Origin of the sequence: Rhodococcus sp. WB1 (assembly GCF_001700945.1) — a bacterium.
Classification (GTDB): domain Bacteria; phylum Actinomycetota; class Actinomycetes; order Mycobacteriales; family Mycobacteriaceae; genus Rhodococcus; species Rhodococcus aetherivorans.
In genome coordinates, this window is record NZ_CP015529.1 from 754739 (window position 1) to 772896 (window position 18158).

The window sequence follows — 18158 nt, forward strand, 5'->3', positions numbered from 1 at the left end:
CTGGTTCGTGTCCGATGTATGGACGGAAGTTGTTGGGCGCGTATGGCCCCCGAGCTGCGGGCGACGAGGACGAGGTGGTCGCCAGGCGTGGGGAGAGGGAGTCCGCACGGGTGCTTTGTGTGGAACGTGTCACGAACTATAGGAGCCGTGGCACGGACAGTCAACAGATGACAAATATCGATTGACGTATTATGTAACTGGTCGTAATGTGAGTCACAGAGAGGCCGGTCGCGCCGGATGGCTATCACGCGCCCCGTCGCTCCCGTGAGACCTCCTGCTGTCCTCTGCCGACACCCGTCCGTGCAGGGAGGCGGCCCTTGTTCGAGCAAGGAGCTCATATGACACTGCACGACAACAGGTTTGCCCCACCGAGCGGAGCCGCAGTGCCGCGACTGGTGGTGGACCGTTCGGCCTGCGCCGGACACGGACTGTGCTACGGCCGTTCTCCGCAGATACTCGACTGCGACGACGCGGGAGATCCGGTCGTGCTGAAGGCGTTGTTGAGTACCGATCAGGAAATCGCCGCCGCCGAGGCGGCGGCCCTGGTATGCCCGGAACGCGCCCTGAGCATCGAATTCAATTGACCCTACTGTGATCGAGGAACTCACCATGACCAGCACGACAGCTGCCGGCGCCGCTCCTGACGAGCTCGTCGTCGACTTCGACATCTACGATCCGTCGTTGGCCGGCCCGGTCGACACTGTTCAGGACAAGGCCGCCGAATTGGCGGCGAAGGGCCCGGTGGTCTACTCGACAGCGCATGGCGGACATTGGATCGTCACGCGCTACAAGGAGATCCACGAAGTCCTGCGCGATCCCGAGACGTTCTCGAGCTACCCGAACAACCTCGTTACCGGACCGGGCGGCATGGGCAAGTTCATCCCGATCGAGCTCGATCCCCCGGAGCACACCGGCTATCGCACGGCGCTGCAACCGCTGTTCTCACCCAATCGCATGAAGGCACTGACCGAGCAGATCCGTGGAGTGATCAACGAACTCATCGACGGATTCGCCGCCCGGGGACAGGCGGAGTTCATCTCCGAATTCGCTCACGAGTTGCCGGCCCGGGTGTTCCTGGCGCTGATGGACTGGCCACTCGCGGACGCGCCGATGTTCACCGAGGCCACCGACACCATCCTGATGGGGAAGCCGGGTGCCGGCGAAGAGGAGTCCCAGCAGGCGCGCGCGGCCGCCGGAATGCAGATGCTCGGCTACTTCCAGAACATGGTCGACCAGCGGCGGAAGATGCCCGGCGAGGACGTCACGTCCGCTCTGATTCATACCGAGGTCGAGCTCGAAGACGGAAAGCGGCTGCTGACCGACGAAGAGCTCAACCGCATGTTCTTCCTGCTGCTCATCGCGGGACTGCACACGGTGCAGGGTTCGCTGGCGTGGAGCGTTATTCACCTGGTCAACAATCCGGACCAGCGCGAAGCCCTGATCGCCGACGAATCGCTGATACCCAGTGCCGTCGAAGAGATCCTTCGGATCGAGGCCGCAGTGGTGCCCGGGCGCTGTGCGACTCGCGACGTCGAACTCGGTGGTGTGCAGATCAAGAAGGGTGATCAGCTCATCCTCATGCTCTGTTCGGCCAACCGTGACGCCGAGGAATTCGACGACCCGGATGAGCTTCAGCTCGAACGTCACCCGAATCGGCATCTCTCCTTCGGCTCGGGTCCCCACCGGTGCCTGGGCTCCCACCTGGCGCGAATCGAACTGTCGCTCGCCCTCGAGGAGTTGCACCGACGGATTCCCGATTACGACCTGATTTCCGAGGAGCCGCCTCTCCTGCACGCCACCCAGGTGCGGGGGTGCATGCGGTTGCCCATCCGATTCACACCGGAGGCGTAAGAACGGTTCGACGTCGGCGCTCGAGCGGCGGGGTATGCGCACGCATGCCCCGCCGCTCGAACGTCACCGATCGACATCGCCGCACGCCCGGAACGAATGAGTCGCTGCGAACACAGAACCGATATCCACAGCACCTCCGGTCTGCAATTCGAGGCAGATGTCCACCGGCCTCGGGTGTGAACCGCTCACTGATCCGTCGTGCGCCGCCGCGACGGGGAACCGGCTCGTCCGCACGCCTGCGCCACGGTCGGCAGAGGCATGAGGTGGGGACAGCGGACGAAATCCGGCCCTTGTATCATGAACACGAATTTATCGGTGATTCGCCGAGTTTGCGGGAGGCGGCATGGCGCGACGACGGAACGGGAGTGTCCTCAGTGAGGACGCCGAGGAGGCGCGTGCTCAGATCCTCGAGGCCACGGAAACGGCCTTCCAGCGGTACGGGGTGGTCAAGACCACCATGGACGATGTCGCGAAGGAGGCCGGCGTCTCCCGGCCAACGATCTACCGCTATTTTCGCGATCGCGACACCTTGATCGCAGCAGTCATCGAAGTCCGCTCGCGCCGTTTGTTCGACCAGGCACGTGCGTATTTGCGAAAGCGGAAGACCTTCGCCGAGCAGGTGGTCGACGGTCTCATCTTTCTGGTGGACCGGGGGCGGAAGGACCCGATCATTCGGTTGATCGTCAGCCCCGAACACATGGACATGGCGACGGCGCTACTCGGCAGCTCCGGCCTGGCCAAGCGGCTCACGCACGAGATGTGGGCGCCGCTGATGGACGAAGCGCGCGAGCGCGGGGAGGTCCGCGAAGGGGTTTCCGACGACGAGATCGCCGAGTGGATAACTCTGGTAGAGCTGATACTGGTCGGACGAATGGACTTCGACCAGGGAGACGATGCCGACCATCGACGACTGCTGACCAAGTTCATGCTGCCGGGAATCGTCACCGATACGTCTGCGGCCGACGCTCGTCTGAACTGAACCACGAATACTGTCGGCAGGGGTCCCGAGGCGCGCTGCGCTTCGGGGCCTTTCGCGTGTCCGCCCCGGAGTGCCGCTCGGTGAGCAGGCCCGAATTCTAAGCGACCCCGCAAGAGGCGAAAGTCCCTCTTGCGTGGCTCGCACCCACGCGATATAACGAAATACGAAAATTGTCATGTGTAAGAGCGAGCCACGTCTCGGCTGGAAGGGTGGCGTGAGAGCCCCGGCGGGGAAGAGGCGTCACCCGGCTTTCGCGTGCACCGCGGGCGCGGAGTGCTGCGGCACGACCGAGCCGGCCCTCGGCTCCGGATGAAAAGGTCCCGGCCCACGTGGGTTGACGTTCGGTCAAATGACAAAATATGATATCTGTCACCTGTTGTTCACGGCATTGCCGTCGCGGTCGAGTCGGCCCGACAGAAAGCCAGGTCGCCAATGGCTCATGTAATCACGCAGCCATGCTGCAACGACGCCAGTTGCGTCTCGGTGTGCCCAGTCGATTGCATCCATCCCACGCCGGACGAGCGGGCCTACGCTCGCACCGAGATGCTCTTCATCGACCCGGCAACGTGCATCGACTGCGGCGCGTGCGTGGACGAATGCCCCGTCGACGCCATCGTTCCGGAAGGGGACATGACGCCCGAGATGCAGGCGTTTCCGGGCCTGAACGCCGCCTACTACCAAGACAATCCGATACAACCGAGGCAAATCGGACTTCCCGGGGCGGAGCGGCCGACGATCCGGTCCGCGTCCGAGACGCTCCGCGTCGCAATTGTCGGAAGCGGACCGTCCGCCTGTTACCTCGCCGACGAGCTGACGGCCACCAAAGGCCTCGACGTGCTGGTCACCGTGGTGGAGAAGCTGCCGGTAATCGGGGGCCTCGTCCGCTACGGGGTGGCACCGGACCACGGTCGAACCAAGAACGTAGTCGGGACCTTCGCGCGGACGCTAGGGCGGAAGAACTGCATTGCGTACCTCAATGTCGAAATCGGAAGGCATATTTCGCACGAGGAACTGCTCGCCCATCATCATGCGGTCGTATACGCGAGCGGAGCTGCGGGCGATCGCGCCCTCGGAATTCTCGGAGAGGCCCTGCCGGGAGTCCACTCCGCTCGCGAATTCGTGGCCTGGTACAACGGCCACCCCGACTTCGCCGGTGCCGAATTCGACTTCTCCAGCAGCCGGGCAGTCGTGATCGGGAACGGAAACGTAGCACTCGACGTCGCGCGCATACTGGTCAGTGACGTCAGTCGCCTGATGAAGACCGACATCGCGGACTACGCCCTGGAAGCACTTGCCGCAAGCCGAATACGAGAGGTGATCGTGCTCGGGCGGCGTGCCGCGGACAGCGCCGCCTTCAGCACCCCCGAGCTGATCGGTCTCGGCAACCTTGCCGGCGTGGACGTCACAACCTCCGAGATCGTGCATCGCAAGGACGCAGAGGACTCTCTCACGCGTATGAGGCATGCGGTCCTCGATGGTTACGGCACGACTGAATCCGGCACCGGCAACCGCCGGATTCATCTCCAATTCCTCCGTACCCCAGTGGAAATACTGGGTACCGAGCGAGCGACCGGCATCCGTGTCGAGCGGAACGTCGCCGCACTCGACGGTGCCGGATCGACGGTCGAACCCACAGGCTTCTACGAGACCATCGAGTCGGGACTCATTCTGCGCTCCATCGGGTTCCGTGGCGCCACGGTCGGCAATCTGCCCTTCGACGATGTGCGCGGGGTGCTGCCCAACGATGCGGGAGCTGTCGTCGATCCGAGAACAGGGCAGGCCGTGCGCGGGGCGTACGTGGCGGGATGGCTGAAACGCGGACCGACCGGGGTGATCGGAACGAACAAGTTGTGTTCGATCGAGACAGCGCGCCGCATCGTTGCCGACTTCGTCGGTGGCCGCCTGGCGACTCCCGGAGCGGGAACGGCCGAGTTCGACGATCTCGTCGCCCTCCGGCAACCTCAGCGGCTCGACCTGAAGGGGTGGAAGAACATCGACAACCACGAGCGGAACCTGGGAAGAAGTGCGGGACGGCCCAGGGTCAAGATCGTGAGCAGAGACGACATGGTGGACGTAGCGCAAGGGTCCAAGGTTCGTGCCGGCACCCGCGAACCCGAGCGGGTCGCTGTCACCTGACGAACGAGACCACCAGGGACACAATCCACCGGCCCGTGCAGTTCGCACCTACGTCGGTGGCGGAGGAGGCGAGCAGCGATGACGCTGTTGGGCAGTTTGGGGCTGTTGGGTGCGAGCCTGGCCACGCTCGGCTCGAACGCGGGGCTGTACGCGGTGCGCACCGCGGGCCTGCCCGCGCACGAGATCTACGGCGAGGAAGACTTCGACGCGATGCTCGCGCTGCCCAAGCGCACCGTCCGTACCGAGGACGGCGTCGACCTCGCCGTCCGGGAGGTGGGTTCGGCCCTGGCGCCGCTGACGATCGTGTTCGTGCACGGGTACTGCCTGCGCATGCAGTCCTGGCATCTGCAGATGCGCCACCTGCAGGAGCGGTGGGGCAAGGACGTGCGGATGGTCTTCTACGACCAGCGCGGCCACGGGGAATCCGCCGTGTCGACGTCGAAGTCCTGCACCATCGCTCAGCTCGGCCGCGATCTGGGCACCGTCATCGACACCGTCGTCCCCACCGGCCCGGTGGTCGTGGTCGGGCACTCGATGGGCGGGATGACGACCATCGCCCTGGCCGCCCAGCGCCCGGAGTTGTTCGACGAACGCATCGTCGGGGTGGGCCTGCTCGCCACCACCGCCGCCGGGCTGACCAAGACCGGCATCGGCCGTAACCTCGAGAACCCGGTGATCGACGCGTTCCGGCATCTGGCGCGCACCGCGCCGGGGTTCGTGCAGTACGCCCGTGGGGCCGCCAAGGCGATCATCGCGCCGATCCTGCGCGCCGCGTCCTACGGGACGGTGGTCAGCCCGAAGCTGGTGGAGTTCTCCGACCGGATGCTGGCGGAAACCTCGGTGCTGACCATCGTGAACTTCCTGCGCACCCTCGAACTGCACGACGAGTCGGCGGCGTTGCCGGTGCTCGGACAGGTGCCCGTGCTGGTGCTGTGCGGGGACGCCGACATGATCATCCCGTTCTCCGGCTCCGAGGAGCTCGCGGCGGCGTTGCCGGACGTCGAGTTCAAGCGGGTCCGCGGGGCCGGGCACCTGGTCCAGCTCGAGTTCCCCGAGGTCGTCGTCGGTGCGCTGGACCGGCTCATCCAGCGCGGGTTCGCCCACGACGCCGGCAGGAGGCGCGCCGGGTGAACAACCGCGACGAGATTTCCTTCGATTGCCGGCATCTCCGCGAACGGGCTACGTAGGCGCACATGCCCGTCTGGCCTCTGCGGGGATGTCCCACGCCGGCCGATAATGCCTTGTTTGCAGGATAATTGATCGCGCTCTGTCCGGCGCTGTGGTTCATCGAGGTCGGCGACGGCTTGCTGAACGTTCCGACAAGGACAGATGACATTCGATCGCGCTGTGCGAGTGCATTATTGCTGTTGCCTTCCGTCTATACCGTGGTGGCCAAGCCGATGTCGTTCTGCACGAAGGTGCCGCTCGCGGTGTGCCGGTCAATTCAGCTCCGGCAGAGACTTATTGGACTAGTTCGGGATGGCCTGCCGTCGGCGACCAACAATTGACAATTTTCGTAGTCTGACTCATAGTTACATGCAATCGAGGTCTGGATCACACATCCCGCCGGAGTGTTCGAAGAGCGTTTCGATCGATAAGCACTCCGGGGGAGTCCAATTGGGACGAGACAATCGGCAGCCTGCAATCGTGACCAATGCGTTCGGAGGCCGTGCCGGCGAACGGGAGGAGAATCGTGGGAGTCGAAGTAGCTGTCGAGGGGTTGACGAAGTCCTTCGGGTCTCAGCGGATCTGGCAGGACGTGACGTTGACGCTGCCGGCGGGTGAGGTGTCGGCGCTGCTGGGCCCGTCGGGTACGGGCAAGTCGGTGTTCCTCAAGTCGCTGATCGGTCTGCTGCGGCCGGAGCGGGGCTCGATCGTCATCGACGGCACCGACATCCTGCAGTGCTCCTCGAAGGAGCTCTACGAGATCCGCAAGCTGTTCGGGGTGCTGTTCCAGGACGGTGCGCTGTTCGGGTCGATGAACCTCTACGACAACGTGGCGTTCCCGCTGCGCGAGCACACCAAGAAGTCCGAGTCCGAGATCCGCAAGATCGTGATGGAGAAGCTCGAGCTCGTCGGTCTGCTCGGCGCCGAGGACAAGCTGCCGGGCGAGATCTCCGGCGGCATGCGCAAGCGGGCCGGGCTGGCGCGGGCGCTGGTGCTCGATCCGCAGATCATCCTGGTCGACGAGCCGGACTCGGGGCTGGATCCGGTGCGCACCACCTACATCAGCCAGACGCTGATCGACATCAACGCCGAGATCGACGCGACGATCCTGATCGTCTCGCACAACATCAACCTGGCGCGGACGGTGCCGGACAACATCGGGATGCTGTTCCGCCGGGAGCTGGTGATGTTCGGTCCGCGCGAGGTGCTGCTCACCAGTGACGAGCCGGTGGTCATGCAGTTCCTGGGCGGCACGATGATCGGGCCGATCGGGATGTCGGAGGAGAAGGACGAGGCGACGATGGCGCAGGAGCAGGCCCTCGTCGACGCCGGGCACCACGCCGGTGGGGTGGAGGACGTCGAGGGCATCGTGCCGCAGATGAAGGCCACCCCGGGGATGCCCGAGCGGCAGACCGTCGCCCGCCGGCAGGAGCGGGTGCGGCACATCCTGCACACCCTGCCCGAGGCCGCCCAGCAGGCCATCCTCGAATCCTTCGAACACGAGAACACAATGTCCGATTTCATCGGATCAGAGGCCCCGACGACGGTGCTCCCACGAGTAGCGCTGTGACGCGGCGCCAGTCGCACGGTCGAGACCGGCCGCGGCGAGTTCACGCCGGCAACTGTTGCGCCACCCCGGGTGGCCACGAACGAGAAAGGTACCGACCTGTGAGAAGGCGGGACTGTAGGACGACTGCCGTCGAACCCCTGATGGGGGAGCGGTGAGGACGGGTCCGGCGCTGCCGGTAGAGACAGAGACGCCGCCGGAGCGTCGGGATCAGGAGCCGATCCCCTGGCGGCGGAACGTCGTACTCCGGAAGATCGGCGGCTACGTCACGAACAAACCGACCCAGAGCCTCGCAACCATCGGCCGGTCTGCGAGGCTCGGTGGCAACGTCGTGCGCTACTGCATCGAGGACACCATTGCACTGAGACTGTCGGTACGCGAGGTGGTCGAGCAGATGTGGAAGCTACTCAAGGTGACGGCGCTGCCCGCCCTGCTGATGGCCGTCCCGATCGGAGCCGAGGTGTCCGTTCAGGTCGGCGGCATCATGAACCAGGTGGGTGCGAACTCACTGGCCGGCGCGGCGAGCGGCCTCGGGGTCGTCGGTCAGGGAGCGCCGATGGCCGCCGGGTTGCTCATGAGCGGTGCGGCCGCATCCGCTATCGCGTCGGACCTCGGCGCGCGAGCGATCCGCGAAGAGATCGAAGCGATCCGGGTCATGGGTATCGACCCCGTGCAGCGACTCGTAGTCCCGCGATTCCTTGCGATGATCGCGATCGCTCCCATGCTGTGCATCATCATCATCGCAGCGGGAGTCTCGGCGGGCCTGTTGATCTCCGCGAACGTGAACGACGTCGTCCCAGGCAGCTTCTGGCAGTCGTTCGGCGCGTTCGCCACGCCCACGGATCTCGCGTTCTCGGTGCTGAAGTCGGTGATCTTCGCCGCGATGGTGGTGTTGATCGCCGGACTGCGGGGACTCGAGGCAAAGGGCGGGCCGACCGGCGTTGCCAATGCCGTCAACGCGTCGGTCGTGCTCAGCGTCTTCTGCATCTTTGCGGCGAATCTTGTCGTGAGCCAGCTGCAGATGATGTTCTTCCCGGCACGGTTGGCATGATGGCGACGAATACTCCAGCACATCGCGGCGCGACCGCGCCGACGTTCCCCGTACGCATCACCGGCACGGCGACGCGCCGGATCCGGGCGAGCGTCGAGGAAGTCGGACAGATCGCGCTCTTCGTCGGCAAGACCGTCTACCTGCTGCCCAAGACTGCCCGTCACTACCGCAAGCAAACTCTCACCACGATGAACAACATGGCCTGGGGCAACGGGTCGTTGGTGGTGGACGGCGGCGTGATCAGCCTGATGTTCTTCCTCGGCATCGCAGTGGGCGCCGTCGTCGCGATCCAGGCGTTCATGGCCTTCGACCTTCTGGGGTTCGGCGCGTTGACCGGCATCATCGGCTCGTTCGGCAACGTCCGTGTGATCGCCCCCATCATCACGGGAATCGGTTTCGCCGCCCAGGCCGGATGCCGCATGACGGCCGAGATCGGTTCGATGCGGATCTCGGAGGAAATCGATGCCACCGAGTCGATCGGACTCCAAGCCATCCCCTTCGTGGTCGGACCGCGGCTCATCGGAAGCATGCTCGTCGTGCTTCCGGGCTACCTCATGGCTCTCGTCGTCAGCTTCGTCACCGGTGGTCTGGTGGTCAAGACGTTCCACGCACAGCCGGAGGGCACCTACGACCACTACTTCGCCCAATTCCTGAATGTGCCCGACCTGGCCGCATCCGTGGTGAAGGCGTTGATCTTCTGTGGTGTCGTCACGATGATCCATTGCTATTACGGGTATTTCGCATCCGGGGGTCCGGCTGGGGTCGGAGCCGCATCCGGACGTGCGATCCGCGCGAGCCTCGTCGCGATCGTCGTCCTGAACTTTCTGATGACGGTCGCCATCTGGGGTCTGAGCCCCGAACTGGTCTTCAAGGGATGATGGGATGAGCACTTCCAGGAACCAGGACTTCCTGCGGGGATCCGCAGCGAATCAGTCCCGAGTATTGGCGGTCGCCGGCGTCGCAGTGATCGGCCTGGCGGGTGTGGTGGTCACCGCCACCGCGTCTCTGTATCCACGCATGACCGCGCCGGACGGGCTCGCCGTCGGGGTCGAGGTCCCCTATGTCGGTCCGGGGGTGACGGAAGGAACCAAGGTGGTCCTGCGGGGACAGAGCGTCGGTCTGGTCGAACGGCTCGACCGAACCGAGGCGGGCTCGGTGCAGATGCGGCTCGTCCTCGATCAGCACCAGGTCGCCGGGCTGACGGACTCGTTCGAGGTGGACTTCCGTCCCGAGAACTACTTCGGAACATCCGCAGTGAACATCGTCGTCATGCCCGGCGGCGACCCCCTCGAGCCCGACACCGAAGTGCAGCGGACGCCAGGAGGCGACTTCACGATGTCGACGATGATCGAGCAGGGCTCGCTCACCATCGACGGAACCCTGACCGACCGGATGGTCACGTCGCTCGACAAGTCGGTGCACTACCTCGACGGACTGGCACCGTGGATCGAGACGGGTGTGCTGGTCGCCGACCGTGTCGCACAGGCGCAGCAGGCGCCACCGAGCGAGCTGATGACGAGATTCAACGACATCCTCGCGGCAACACCAGGATTCAGCGATCAGGCGATCGAGGCACTGATGTACATCTACGACAGCGTCTACAACCGCCTGCCGGACGGCTCGATTGGTGTGGACGATGCCGTCTTCGACGAGTCGAACGCCGGCCTGACGCTGGCCGCCAATCAGCTGTTCGGCCAAGCCGGTGCCCTGCTCGCCTCGCACGGGGAGGAACTGACACCGCTGACGCAGATCGTCGTGGAAGTGTCGGATGTCTTCCCGCACCTCGTCAACGGCGGCCTGACGCCGGAGCAGGCGCGGGAGATCGTTGGTCGATTCGACTCCGCGTTCGTCGACACCCCAGACGGGCAACGCCTCCGGTTGCGCGTCGTGCTCGACGGATTTCCGGCGCTTGCGGCCCCGCTCGGGATCGCCGCCGCGCCGGCCGAACCGAACGGGGGAGAGCGATGAACGCGCGTGCCGTCTTCCTCGCGACCGTCCTCAAACTCGCGATAGCAGCAGCTGTCTCGGCTCTGCTGTTCGTGCTGGTGATCAGCGCCATGCGCAGTCCCGTGGCCGGTGACACCCGCACCTACACCGCGGAGTTCTCCGATGTGTCAGGTCTCGGGGTCAACGGTGACATTCGCACGCGTGGGGTCCGGATCGGCAAGGTCGAGGCCATCGACCTGGTGACTCGCCAGGGCAGCACCATCGCCGAGGTCCGTTTCTCGCTGCAGGAGCCATACGTTCTCACCGCGGACACGACTCTGGCGGTCAAGTACCAGAACCTCACCGGCGTGCGGTATGTGGATGCCGACTTCGGGGAAGATTCCGGGGTCCCCGTCGAAACTCTGCCTCTCGACAGGACCCGACCGTCGTTCGATATCACCGAGCTGTTCAACGGTCTGCAGCCGGTGCTGGACACCATGAGTGCCGAGGACATCAACACCTTCACCGAGAACGCCATCGCCCTGCTGCAAGGAGACGGCGGGGGACTGAAGCCGATGCTCGACGACGCGCAGAAGCTCGCCGATCTCGCGGCCGACCGGGAACAGGTCATCGCGACGTTGACGACCAATCTCGCGCGGATTTCCGACTCCATGGGTGGCCGGTCGGATGAGGTCGTGGAGTTCCTCCGCTCGATGAGCTTCCCGATCGCGAAGGCGATGACAGTTCTCGACGAGTTTCCGAAGACCGCCACGTACGGCCCTGAGTTCCTGACACCGATCAAACGGCTGCTCGACGCCTACAGCCTGCAGCCGGGGGCGAACGTCGAGCAGATGGTGGCCGAAGCGTTCTCGTCGCTCGAGGAGACAGCGGAAGCTCTCCGGCTGCTACCGAGTTCGGTGGCGGGACTGCAGATCCCGGTCGGGGATTCCCCCGGATGGGAAGGATGCAGCAAGGGTGTCGCCCAGCTGCCGACCGAAGTCGACGTTCTCCTCAACGGTAGCGGGGTAGTGGTATGCAGCGCACGGTGAAGTCCGCACGGACACGGTTCGGTACTGCCCGTCTGGCGACGTGGCTCGCCGACGACATGCGCATCGGCGCCGGCGTGGTAGCCGTGGCCGTCCTCGCGCTCGTCGCGACGACCGTGCTCTACATAAGTCCCCCGGGCAGGAAGGTGGTGGCCTTCGAGACCACCGACGCGTCCGCCATCTCGGTCGGCCAGGACGTGCGGATCGCCGGGGTGTCGGTCGGCAAGGTGACGGACATGGAGCTCGGACAGTCGACCGTCCGGGTCTCGATGGAAGTCGAGGACGACGTGTTGGTGGGCACCGAGTCGCGGGTCGAGGTCCGGATGCTGACCCCGGTCGGGGGCTACGCGATCACGCTTGTCCCGCTCGGCGTGAGACCGCTCGACGAGGGGGCCCTTCCTGTGGGACAGGTGACCGTCCCGTACTCGATCGGTGACGTACTCCAGGCGGCCCCCAACACCACCGACAACGTCGACGGCGGCACGATCGATGCGAATCTGGTCCAGGTCGCCGAGGCGCTACAGCAGAACCCGGACTCGGTGGGATCGATCATCTCGGGGATGACGGCGATCGCACGTGTCATGGACCGGCAGCGTGAGCAGGTCCGGACGGTCACGGGACTCGCCTCGGAGTACCTGCAGACCTTCAACGCGAATCGCGAGCTCGTCTTCCATCTGATCCGTGAGATGGACATGGTGCTCTCGACGTACAACACCAACCATGCCGGCTTCAACGAGGCGTACCGGCTGCTCGGGCACGTGCTGATGACTGTGGCACCGTACGAGGAGTACTACCTCGACCACCGGGACGAGGTCGCGGCGGCCATCACTCAGGTGCGCGCCATGATCGAGGAATTCAACGCGTCCATGGGGCCCTCGATCGACGCCCTGACTGCGGCCCGGGAGCAATTGGCGAACTGGCTCACGCCCGAGGGGCTGGCCACGATCAGCGGAGGAACGCTCATGGCATCGGACATCTGTATTCCGGTTCCGGGACGGCAGTGCTGACGATGAACAAGGTCAAGAAGGTAGCAACGATCGGCCTGGCAGTGACCGCCGTCGTCGGCGCCGGCTTCACCGCCGCGCGCACGGCCGGAGCCGAACCCGCCCCGTCGTACTGCGCCGAAATGCCGGACGCGGTCGGGCTGTATGTGGGTAATCCGGTCACCCGGATGGGGTTCCCGGTGGGACGGGTCGAGTCGATCGTGGAGAAGGGCGGTCACGTCGAGGTGACGTTCTCGACGGACGGGGATCGCCCGCTTCCCGCCGATGTCAAAGCGGTGACCCGATCCAAGTCGATTCTCGCCGACCGCAGCCTCGAGCTCGTGGGCAACGACACATCCGGCCCCACGCTCGAACCGGGATCCTGTATTCCGCTGCAGAACAGCCGGACTCCCAAGGCCATCTCCGAGGTCGTGGGGTCGGCGGCGGACTTCATCGAGGCCCTTTCTCCCGAAGGGAGCGCGGACACCGTCGAGATGGCCGTCGCGGGCCTGGACCAGGCTCTGCGTGGACAGGGCGACAACGCCCGGTCGATGATGCTGCATGCCGCCGATGCCATGGAAAGCCCCGACAAGTTCGTCGCCGACATCGGTACTGCCATCGCGAACATGGCGCCGTTGAGCGAGCAGGCTCTCGCCGACTGGGCAGCGATCAAGTCCGTCGTGGAGCAGATGCCGGACGTGGCGGTGGCGGGAATAGACCTGTGGCCCGGAACCATCGACGTGTGCGTGGGAATCGGCTGGCTTGTCGCCACTTTGGACGACATCCAACGCAAGTACGGCGGGGACATCTGGCCGTTCGTGCACGGTCAGGTCGCCGACGCGATCGCACTCGCCGCGGGGCGGACGGGCGAGATCCAAAGCCTCGTTGCGACGGTGCCGTCGCTCGCGGCGGTCGCGGATCAGCAGACGCGGAACGCCGGCGGGCTGACGATGCAGTACACGCCCCCCACCATCACACTGAGCGACGAGGACGCCGACCGGCTGTGCGCACTCCTCGACACCGTCCGGCCGGGTAGCTGCACACCGACCGAATCAGGAGCTCGCGTTTCGCCGACGGGTCTGATGGATCTCGTCCTCCTGAACGGGGCTGCACAGTGAAGACACGGATCGACCTCGGACGGACGGCGCGGGTGACGACAGCGCTGCTGCTGACGCTCGTCGCCTCGGCATGCTCGCTGCGGCCGGAGGACCTGCCGTCGGTCCGCGGTGGCGTCGGGGACGGGTACGAGATCTCGCTCGAGTTCGAAAGCGTCATGAATCTGCCGGCCGGAGCCGATGTGATCATGGACGGCGTACGAGTCGGTGAGGTCCGCGAGCTCGACGTGGCGGACGACAGCGTCGCCGTCGTCGCGGGGATCCGGCAGGACACGCGGGTGCCTGCGGGCGCGAGGGCCATCGTCCGGCAGAACACCCTGTTGGGTGACACCTATGTCGCCCTCGTCCGCGACCCCGACGCCGTCGTCGGGGGATACCTCGAGGAGGGAAGCACCGTCCCGTTGAGCCGGACCACGTCGCCGCCGCAGCTCGAGGACACCATGGCCGTGCTCGCGACATTTGTCAACGGCGGCAGCATCCGAAGGGTCGAGGACGTCATGGCCCGGGTGAACGCGGTGATGCCGCCCGTCCCGGAAGTGGAACGACTTGCGTCGATCGTGTCGGTGGACCTGCGCGACCTCGGCGATCGGACGGCCGAGATCGACCGGCTGCTCGTGGAAATGCATGCAACTGCGGTCACCGTGGACGCCAATGCGGACTCGCTCGCCACGATCTTCGACTCGTCGACCGTGCATTACTGGCGGCGGCTCGCGGTGGATGTCGTGTCGCACATCGGTCAGATCCTTCCTTCCGTCGGAAGCCTGTACGAGGGTGGACTGTGGCTGATCCCGATGTTCGAATCGCTCGCCGACACCACCGACGTCTCCCGGGGCGGGCCCTCGACCACCGTAGAAGTGTCGAATTTCCTTCGGACAACACTGATTCCGTTTGCCCAGAATCCCTCGGTGGACATCGTCTCGGTGGAAGCGGCGGACGGTGATCAGTTGCTTGCCGATGCCGAGAACATCCTGCGCATGTTGGGAGCTGTGAAGTGAGCCGGCGTACAGCGCGGTCGATCGTGGGTATGGGTCTGATAGCGGTGCTCTCGTTCCTGTACATGACTCAGTTGGGCCTGCGGACAGGGTTCATGGAGGACGTCTACACGGCACGGGTGCAGGTCCCCGACACGAACGGCCTGGTGGAGGGCTCGCGGGTGCTGTTGCGCGGGGTGGAGATCGGCGAGATCACCGACATCACCGCATCAGCGGACGCGATCGACGTGTCGTGGAAGTACGACCGGAACCATCCCGTCCCCGCCGACAGTGCGTTCCGCGTGGACAATCTGTCGGCGCTCGGCGAACCGTATCTCGCCGTGTGGCCGGCGTCGGCGGCCGGACCGTATCTGGACGACGGCGCGTTCGTGCCGTCCACCCAGGTTGTGGTGCCGACGACGTTCGAGGAGTTGTCCGAGCGCCTCACCCGCCTGCTCACGCAGGTCGATCCGGAGGGCGTGCGCCAGATCTTCGAGGCGCTGGATGTCGCTCTGCCCGACGATCCGCGTGTGCTGGGCAATCTTTCGCGGGCGGGGGAACTGATGGCAGCCACGTTCGCCCAGAACGCGGACAGTTTCACCACGCTGCTGCGGACCGTTCAACCGTTGCTGCTGGACAGCACGACGATTCCCCTGGGGATGCACAACGCCGAGCCGCACCTCGCCGAGTTCGGAAGCGGGTTCCGCGATCTGCTCGCCGGCATCAAGTTCGCTGCCGATCGTGGGCCGCTGAATGCCGGTATCGCGCACGGTGCCAGTCCGTTCATCGGTGAACTGCAGAAGTTCCTCGATGCGACGGCCGCGGACCTCGAGGTCATCGGCGTCGATCTTCTGCCTTCGGTTTCTCAGGGCGCGAGGGCGGTCCGCACGATCGACGTCGGCCGTCTGCTCGACAATGCCCTGACCTCCACATCGTCGGGGGACGCAGTGACCGTGCACGTGCAGGCGCCGGGCAACTGACCGTCCGACGGTCCCGGCACGTCATCCCATCAGATCGATACGAACAGGAATGAGGCGCACCATGCAGATGATCACCTCCGATCAGTCCACCGATAAGAACGACCGCAGTACGGCCGAGGACGGTGTCCCTCCGCGGGAGCAGGCGGATTCGCAGCGGTCCGGGTTCACGGTGCGGCTACAACCCGGGAAGATACTCATCGGTGGACTCGTGGTGGCACTGTGCGCCGCCGTGGCCCTCCTCGGCTGGCAGGTGAGCGACAAGGCAAGCGAACTCGACCGAGTTCGCACCGAGGCGGCCGCGCTCGAGCGTGCCGAACAGGCCGCGCTCGAATACGCGACAGGTGCTGCCGAAATGGACTTCCGCGACCTGCAGACCTGGCGAACCCGGCTGACCACCGGAACCAGCCCCGAACTCTCGGAGCGGCTCACTCGCGCGGCGACCTCGATGGAGCAGATCATCGTTCCGCTTCAGTGGACGTCGACGGCGCAGCCGATTACGGCCAAAGCCGAAGCCGGTCCGGACGGCATCTACACGGTCGATTGCTTCGTGAGTGTGGTGACCAAGAACGCCCAGGCCCCCGAGGGCATCCAATCGACGGCGACGTACAAGCTGAGCATGGACAGCCGCGACGAGTGGAAGATCGCCGAAATCAGCGGTGTCGGATCGGCTCTGGGCGACGGCAATACACCCAGGTGAGGGGCGCCGTGCATTGTCGGTGGCGGCGGTCGGTGGAAGGAGGTCGGAGATGTCGTCGAGTGAGCCGGCGAGCATGGTGATGGCGATAGGAACCGCGGTCGGCGTGGTGGTCTCGGGGATGGATCTGCCGCAGCCGCTCGAGGACCAGGCCCGGGTGGCAGTCGAGGCGGTGCAGGAGGCTGCCGGCACTCTGGACCGGCAGGTCGCCGATCTGGTGGCGGGGTTGCCCGAGCCGATGCGTCCGGCGGCGGAGCAGGCCGTGGCGGACGCGACGTCGGCGGCGAAGGACGCGCTGATGCCGCACCTGCCGGCGGAGGCGGCCGCGGTGCTCGAACCGCCGCCGGCGCCGGTGGAGAACCCGGTGCAGGCCGTGCTCGAACAGGTGCCGTCGGTGCCGGCGCCGGCCGCGCCGGCGGGACGGCCGTCGGTGTTCGGGGCGCCGGCCACCGGGGCGACGGGCAGCGACGCGTGGGCGCCGGGTCCGGCGTGGGGTGGCGGCGCGGTGACGTTGCCGTCGATCCCGGCGATCCTGCCCGGGACGAACCTGGCGCCGATCGGCGCGATCGCGGTGTTTGCGCCGTGGCTGCGCAAGGCCGGCCAGTTGTGCGACGGGGTCGGCGCGCCGGTGCTGGCGGCGCTGTACTCGGCGGAGAACGGCTTCCGGTACGGGCCCAGCGCCCCGGTCTCGCCGGTGGGGGCGAAGGGGCCGGGGCAGTTCATGCCCGGAACCTGGGATGCCTACGGCAAGGACGCCGACGGGGACGGGCGGGCCGATGTGCTGGGCATCGCCGATCCGGTGATGGCGTCGGGGAATCTGTTGTGCGACAACTACCGGCAGATCGAGCAGTGGAAGGCGCAGGGGGTGGTGCGCGGGGACACCCTGGACCTGACGTTGGCGGCGTACAACGCCGGGCTGGGGGCGGTGCGCCGGTCCGGGGGGATGCCGTCCGGGTCGCCGGACTACGAGAACCAGACCAAGCCGTACGTGGCGAAGATCCGGGCGACGGAGATGGTGTTCGCGCGGCTGCTCTCGCCGTTCTTCGGGCTCGGGTTGCCGGGGATGACCGAGACCGGCAACCGGGTGGTGGACCTGGCGTTCCGGTATCTGGGGCTGCCGTACGTGTGGGGTGGCGGCAACGTCAACGGTCCGTCGGGGGGCGGGTTCGACTGCTCGGGCCTGACGTCGTACGCGGTGTACGCGGCGACCGGGGTGAGGTTGCCGCGCACCTCGCAGACGCAGTGGCGGGTCGGCACCGAGATCCCGATCCAGCTGGCCCGGCCGGGGGATCTGGTATTCGGCAACTGGCAGTCCGACGGGCCGGGGCACGTGGGCATCTACATCGGCGGCGGTCAGATGGTGCACGCCCCGACGTTCGGGGACGTGGTGCGCGTCGGCGCGGTCTTCCCCGGCATGAAGGCCCGGCGCCTGCTCTGAACGGAGACCCTACGGGTCGCTGACTTGTCGGCCCCTTCCCCAAGCAAACCCACGGACCATGCCCCGATACCGCGTCTCGGCCAGCACGTATGGCCGCGTGCCGAAAAGGCAAGCGGCTGAGCTGGACCCGGTCGGACGTGTCGACCCGTGCTCGATCGGGTGCCCGGTGCCGTTCACCGGGACGGTGGAATGCCGGATGCGGTTGGTTAGCGTCGGACCCGCACGGAAAACGACGTGACCGCGTGCGCCTCGGT

At 65.9% G+C, this 18158-nt stretch carries 16 protein-coding genes; all 16 read left to right on the forward strand.

From position 1 onward, the window contains the following. The first annotated feature begins 338 nt into the window (after nt 1–338). The 16 genes from A4U64_RS03550 to A4U64_RS03625 all read left to right on the forward strand — a co-directional run bounded on the left by A4U64_RS03550 (nt 339) and on the right by A4U64_RS03625 (nt 17904). On the forward strand, nt 339–584 hold the full coding sequence (locus tag A4U64_RS03550; RefSeq protein ID WP_065922190.1) for a ferredoxin: 246 nt from the start codon (nt 339–341) through the stop codon (nt 582–584). Nucleotides 585–609: 25 nt separating this feature from the next. Then, a complete protein-coding gene (locus A4U64_RS03555; RefSeq protein ID WP_065923399.1) occupies nt 610–1851 on the forward strand; it encodes a cytochrome P450 in 1242 nt (413 codons plus the stop codon). 343 nt (nt 1852–2194) lie between these two features. Beyond that, nucleotides 2195–2830, forward strand: coding sequence for a TetR/AcrR family transcriptional regulator (locus A4U64_RS03560; protein ID WP_006936621.1), 636 nt, complete (start codon nt 2195–2197; stop codon nt 2828–2830). Between the two features lie 432 nt (nt 2831–3262). Continuing rightward, on the forward strand, nt 3263–4966 hold the full coding sequence (locus A4U64_RS03565; RefSeq protein ID WP_065922191.1) for a 4Fe-4S binding protein: 1704 nt from the start codon (nt 3263–3265) through the stop codon (nt 4964–4966). 78 nt (nt 4967–5044) lie between these two features. Then, the gene (locus A4U64_RS03570) at nt 5045–6097 is read left to right on the forward strand and encodes an alpha/beta fold hydrolase (RefSeq protein ID WP_065922192.1); all 1053 of its coding nucleotides are present in this window, start codon (nt 5045–5047) and stop codon (nt 6095–6097) included. A 523-nt stretch (nt 6098–6620) separates the two neighbouring features. After that, complete coding sequence (locus A4U64_RS03575) at nt 6621–7703, forward strand: ABC transporter ATP-binding protein (protein WP_442971932.1); 1083 nt, start codon at nt 6621–6623, stop codon at nt 7701–7703. A gap of 250 nt (nt 7704–7953) precedes the next feature. After that, a complete protein-coding gene (locus tag A4U64_RS03580; RefSeq protein ID WP_232334214.1) occupies nt 7954–8751 on the forward strand; it encodes an ABC transporter permease in 798 nt (265 codons plus the stop codon). Next, nucleotides 8751–9629 (forward strand): MlaE family ABC transporter permease, encoded by an 879-nt coding sequence (locus A4U64_RS03585; protein WP_006930741.1) that lies wholly within the window; start codon nt 8751–8753, stop codon nt 9627–9629. The genes A4U64_RS03580 and A4U64_RS03585 overlap by 1 nt, the downstream gene beginning before the upstream one ends. Before the next feature lie 4 nt (nt 9630–9633). Further along, entirely contained in the window at nt 9634–10719 is a 1086-nt protein-coding gene (locus A4U64_RS03590; protein WP_029545647.1) for an Mce family protein, read from the forward strand. Further along, on the forward strand, nt 10716–11726 hold the full coding sequence (locus A4U64_RS03595; RefSeq protein ID WP_006930739.1) for an MlaD family protein: 1011 nt from the start codon (nt 10716–10718) through the stop codon (nt 11724–11726). Before A4U64_RS03590 ends, A4U64_RS03595 begins: the two co-directional genes overlap by 4 nt. Next, nucleotides 11723–12730, forward strand: coding sequence for an MlaD family protein (locus A4U64_RS03600; protein WP_006930738.1), 1008 nt, complete (start codon nt 11723–11725; stop codon nt 12728–12730). The genes A4U64_RS03595 and A4U64_RS03600 overlap by 4 nt, the downstream gene beginning before the upstream one ends. A gap of 2 nt (nt 12731–12732) precedes the next feature. Next, the gene (locus A4U64_RS03605) at nt 12733–13824 is read left to right on the forward strand and encodes an MlaD family protein (RefSeq protein WP_044475574.1); all 1092 of its coding nucleotides are present in this window, start codon (nt 12733–12735) and stop codon (nt 13822–13824) included. Beyond that, on the forward strand, nt 13821–14816 hold the full coding sequence (locus A4U64_RS03610) for an MlaD family protein (RefSeq protein ID WP_084648597.1): 996 nt from the start codon (nt 13821–13823) through the stop codon (nt 14814–14816). The genes A4U64_RS03605 and A4U64_RS03610 overlap by 4 nt, the downstream gene beginning before the upstream one ends. After that, complete coding sequence (locus A4U64_RS03615) at nt 14813–15772, forward strand: MlaD family protein (protein WP_006930734.1); 960 nt, start codon at nt 14813–14815, stop codon at nt 15770–15772. Before A4U64_RS03610 ends, A4U64_RS03615 begins: the two co-directional genes overlap by 4 nt. A 61-nt stretch (nt 15773–15833) precedes the next feature. Continuing rightward, nucleotides 15834–16469, forward strand: a complete 636-nt coding sequence (locus A4U64_RS03620; protein WP_006930733.1) for a hypothetical protein — start codon at nt 15834–15836, stop codon at nt 16467–16469. Nucleotides 16470–16518: 49 nt separating this feature from the next. Further along, the gene (locus A4U64_RS03625; RefSeq protein WP_232334163.1) at nt 16519–17904 is read left to right on the forward strand and encodes an NlpC/P60 family protein; all 1386 of its coding nucleotides are present in this window, start codon (nt 16519–16521) and stop codon (nt 17902–17904) included. Nucleotides 17905–18158 lie beyond the last annotated feature (254 nt).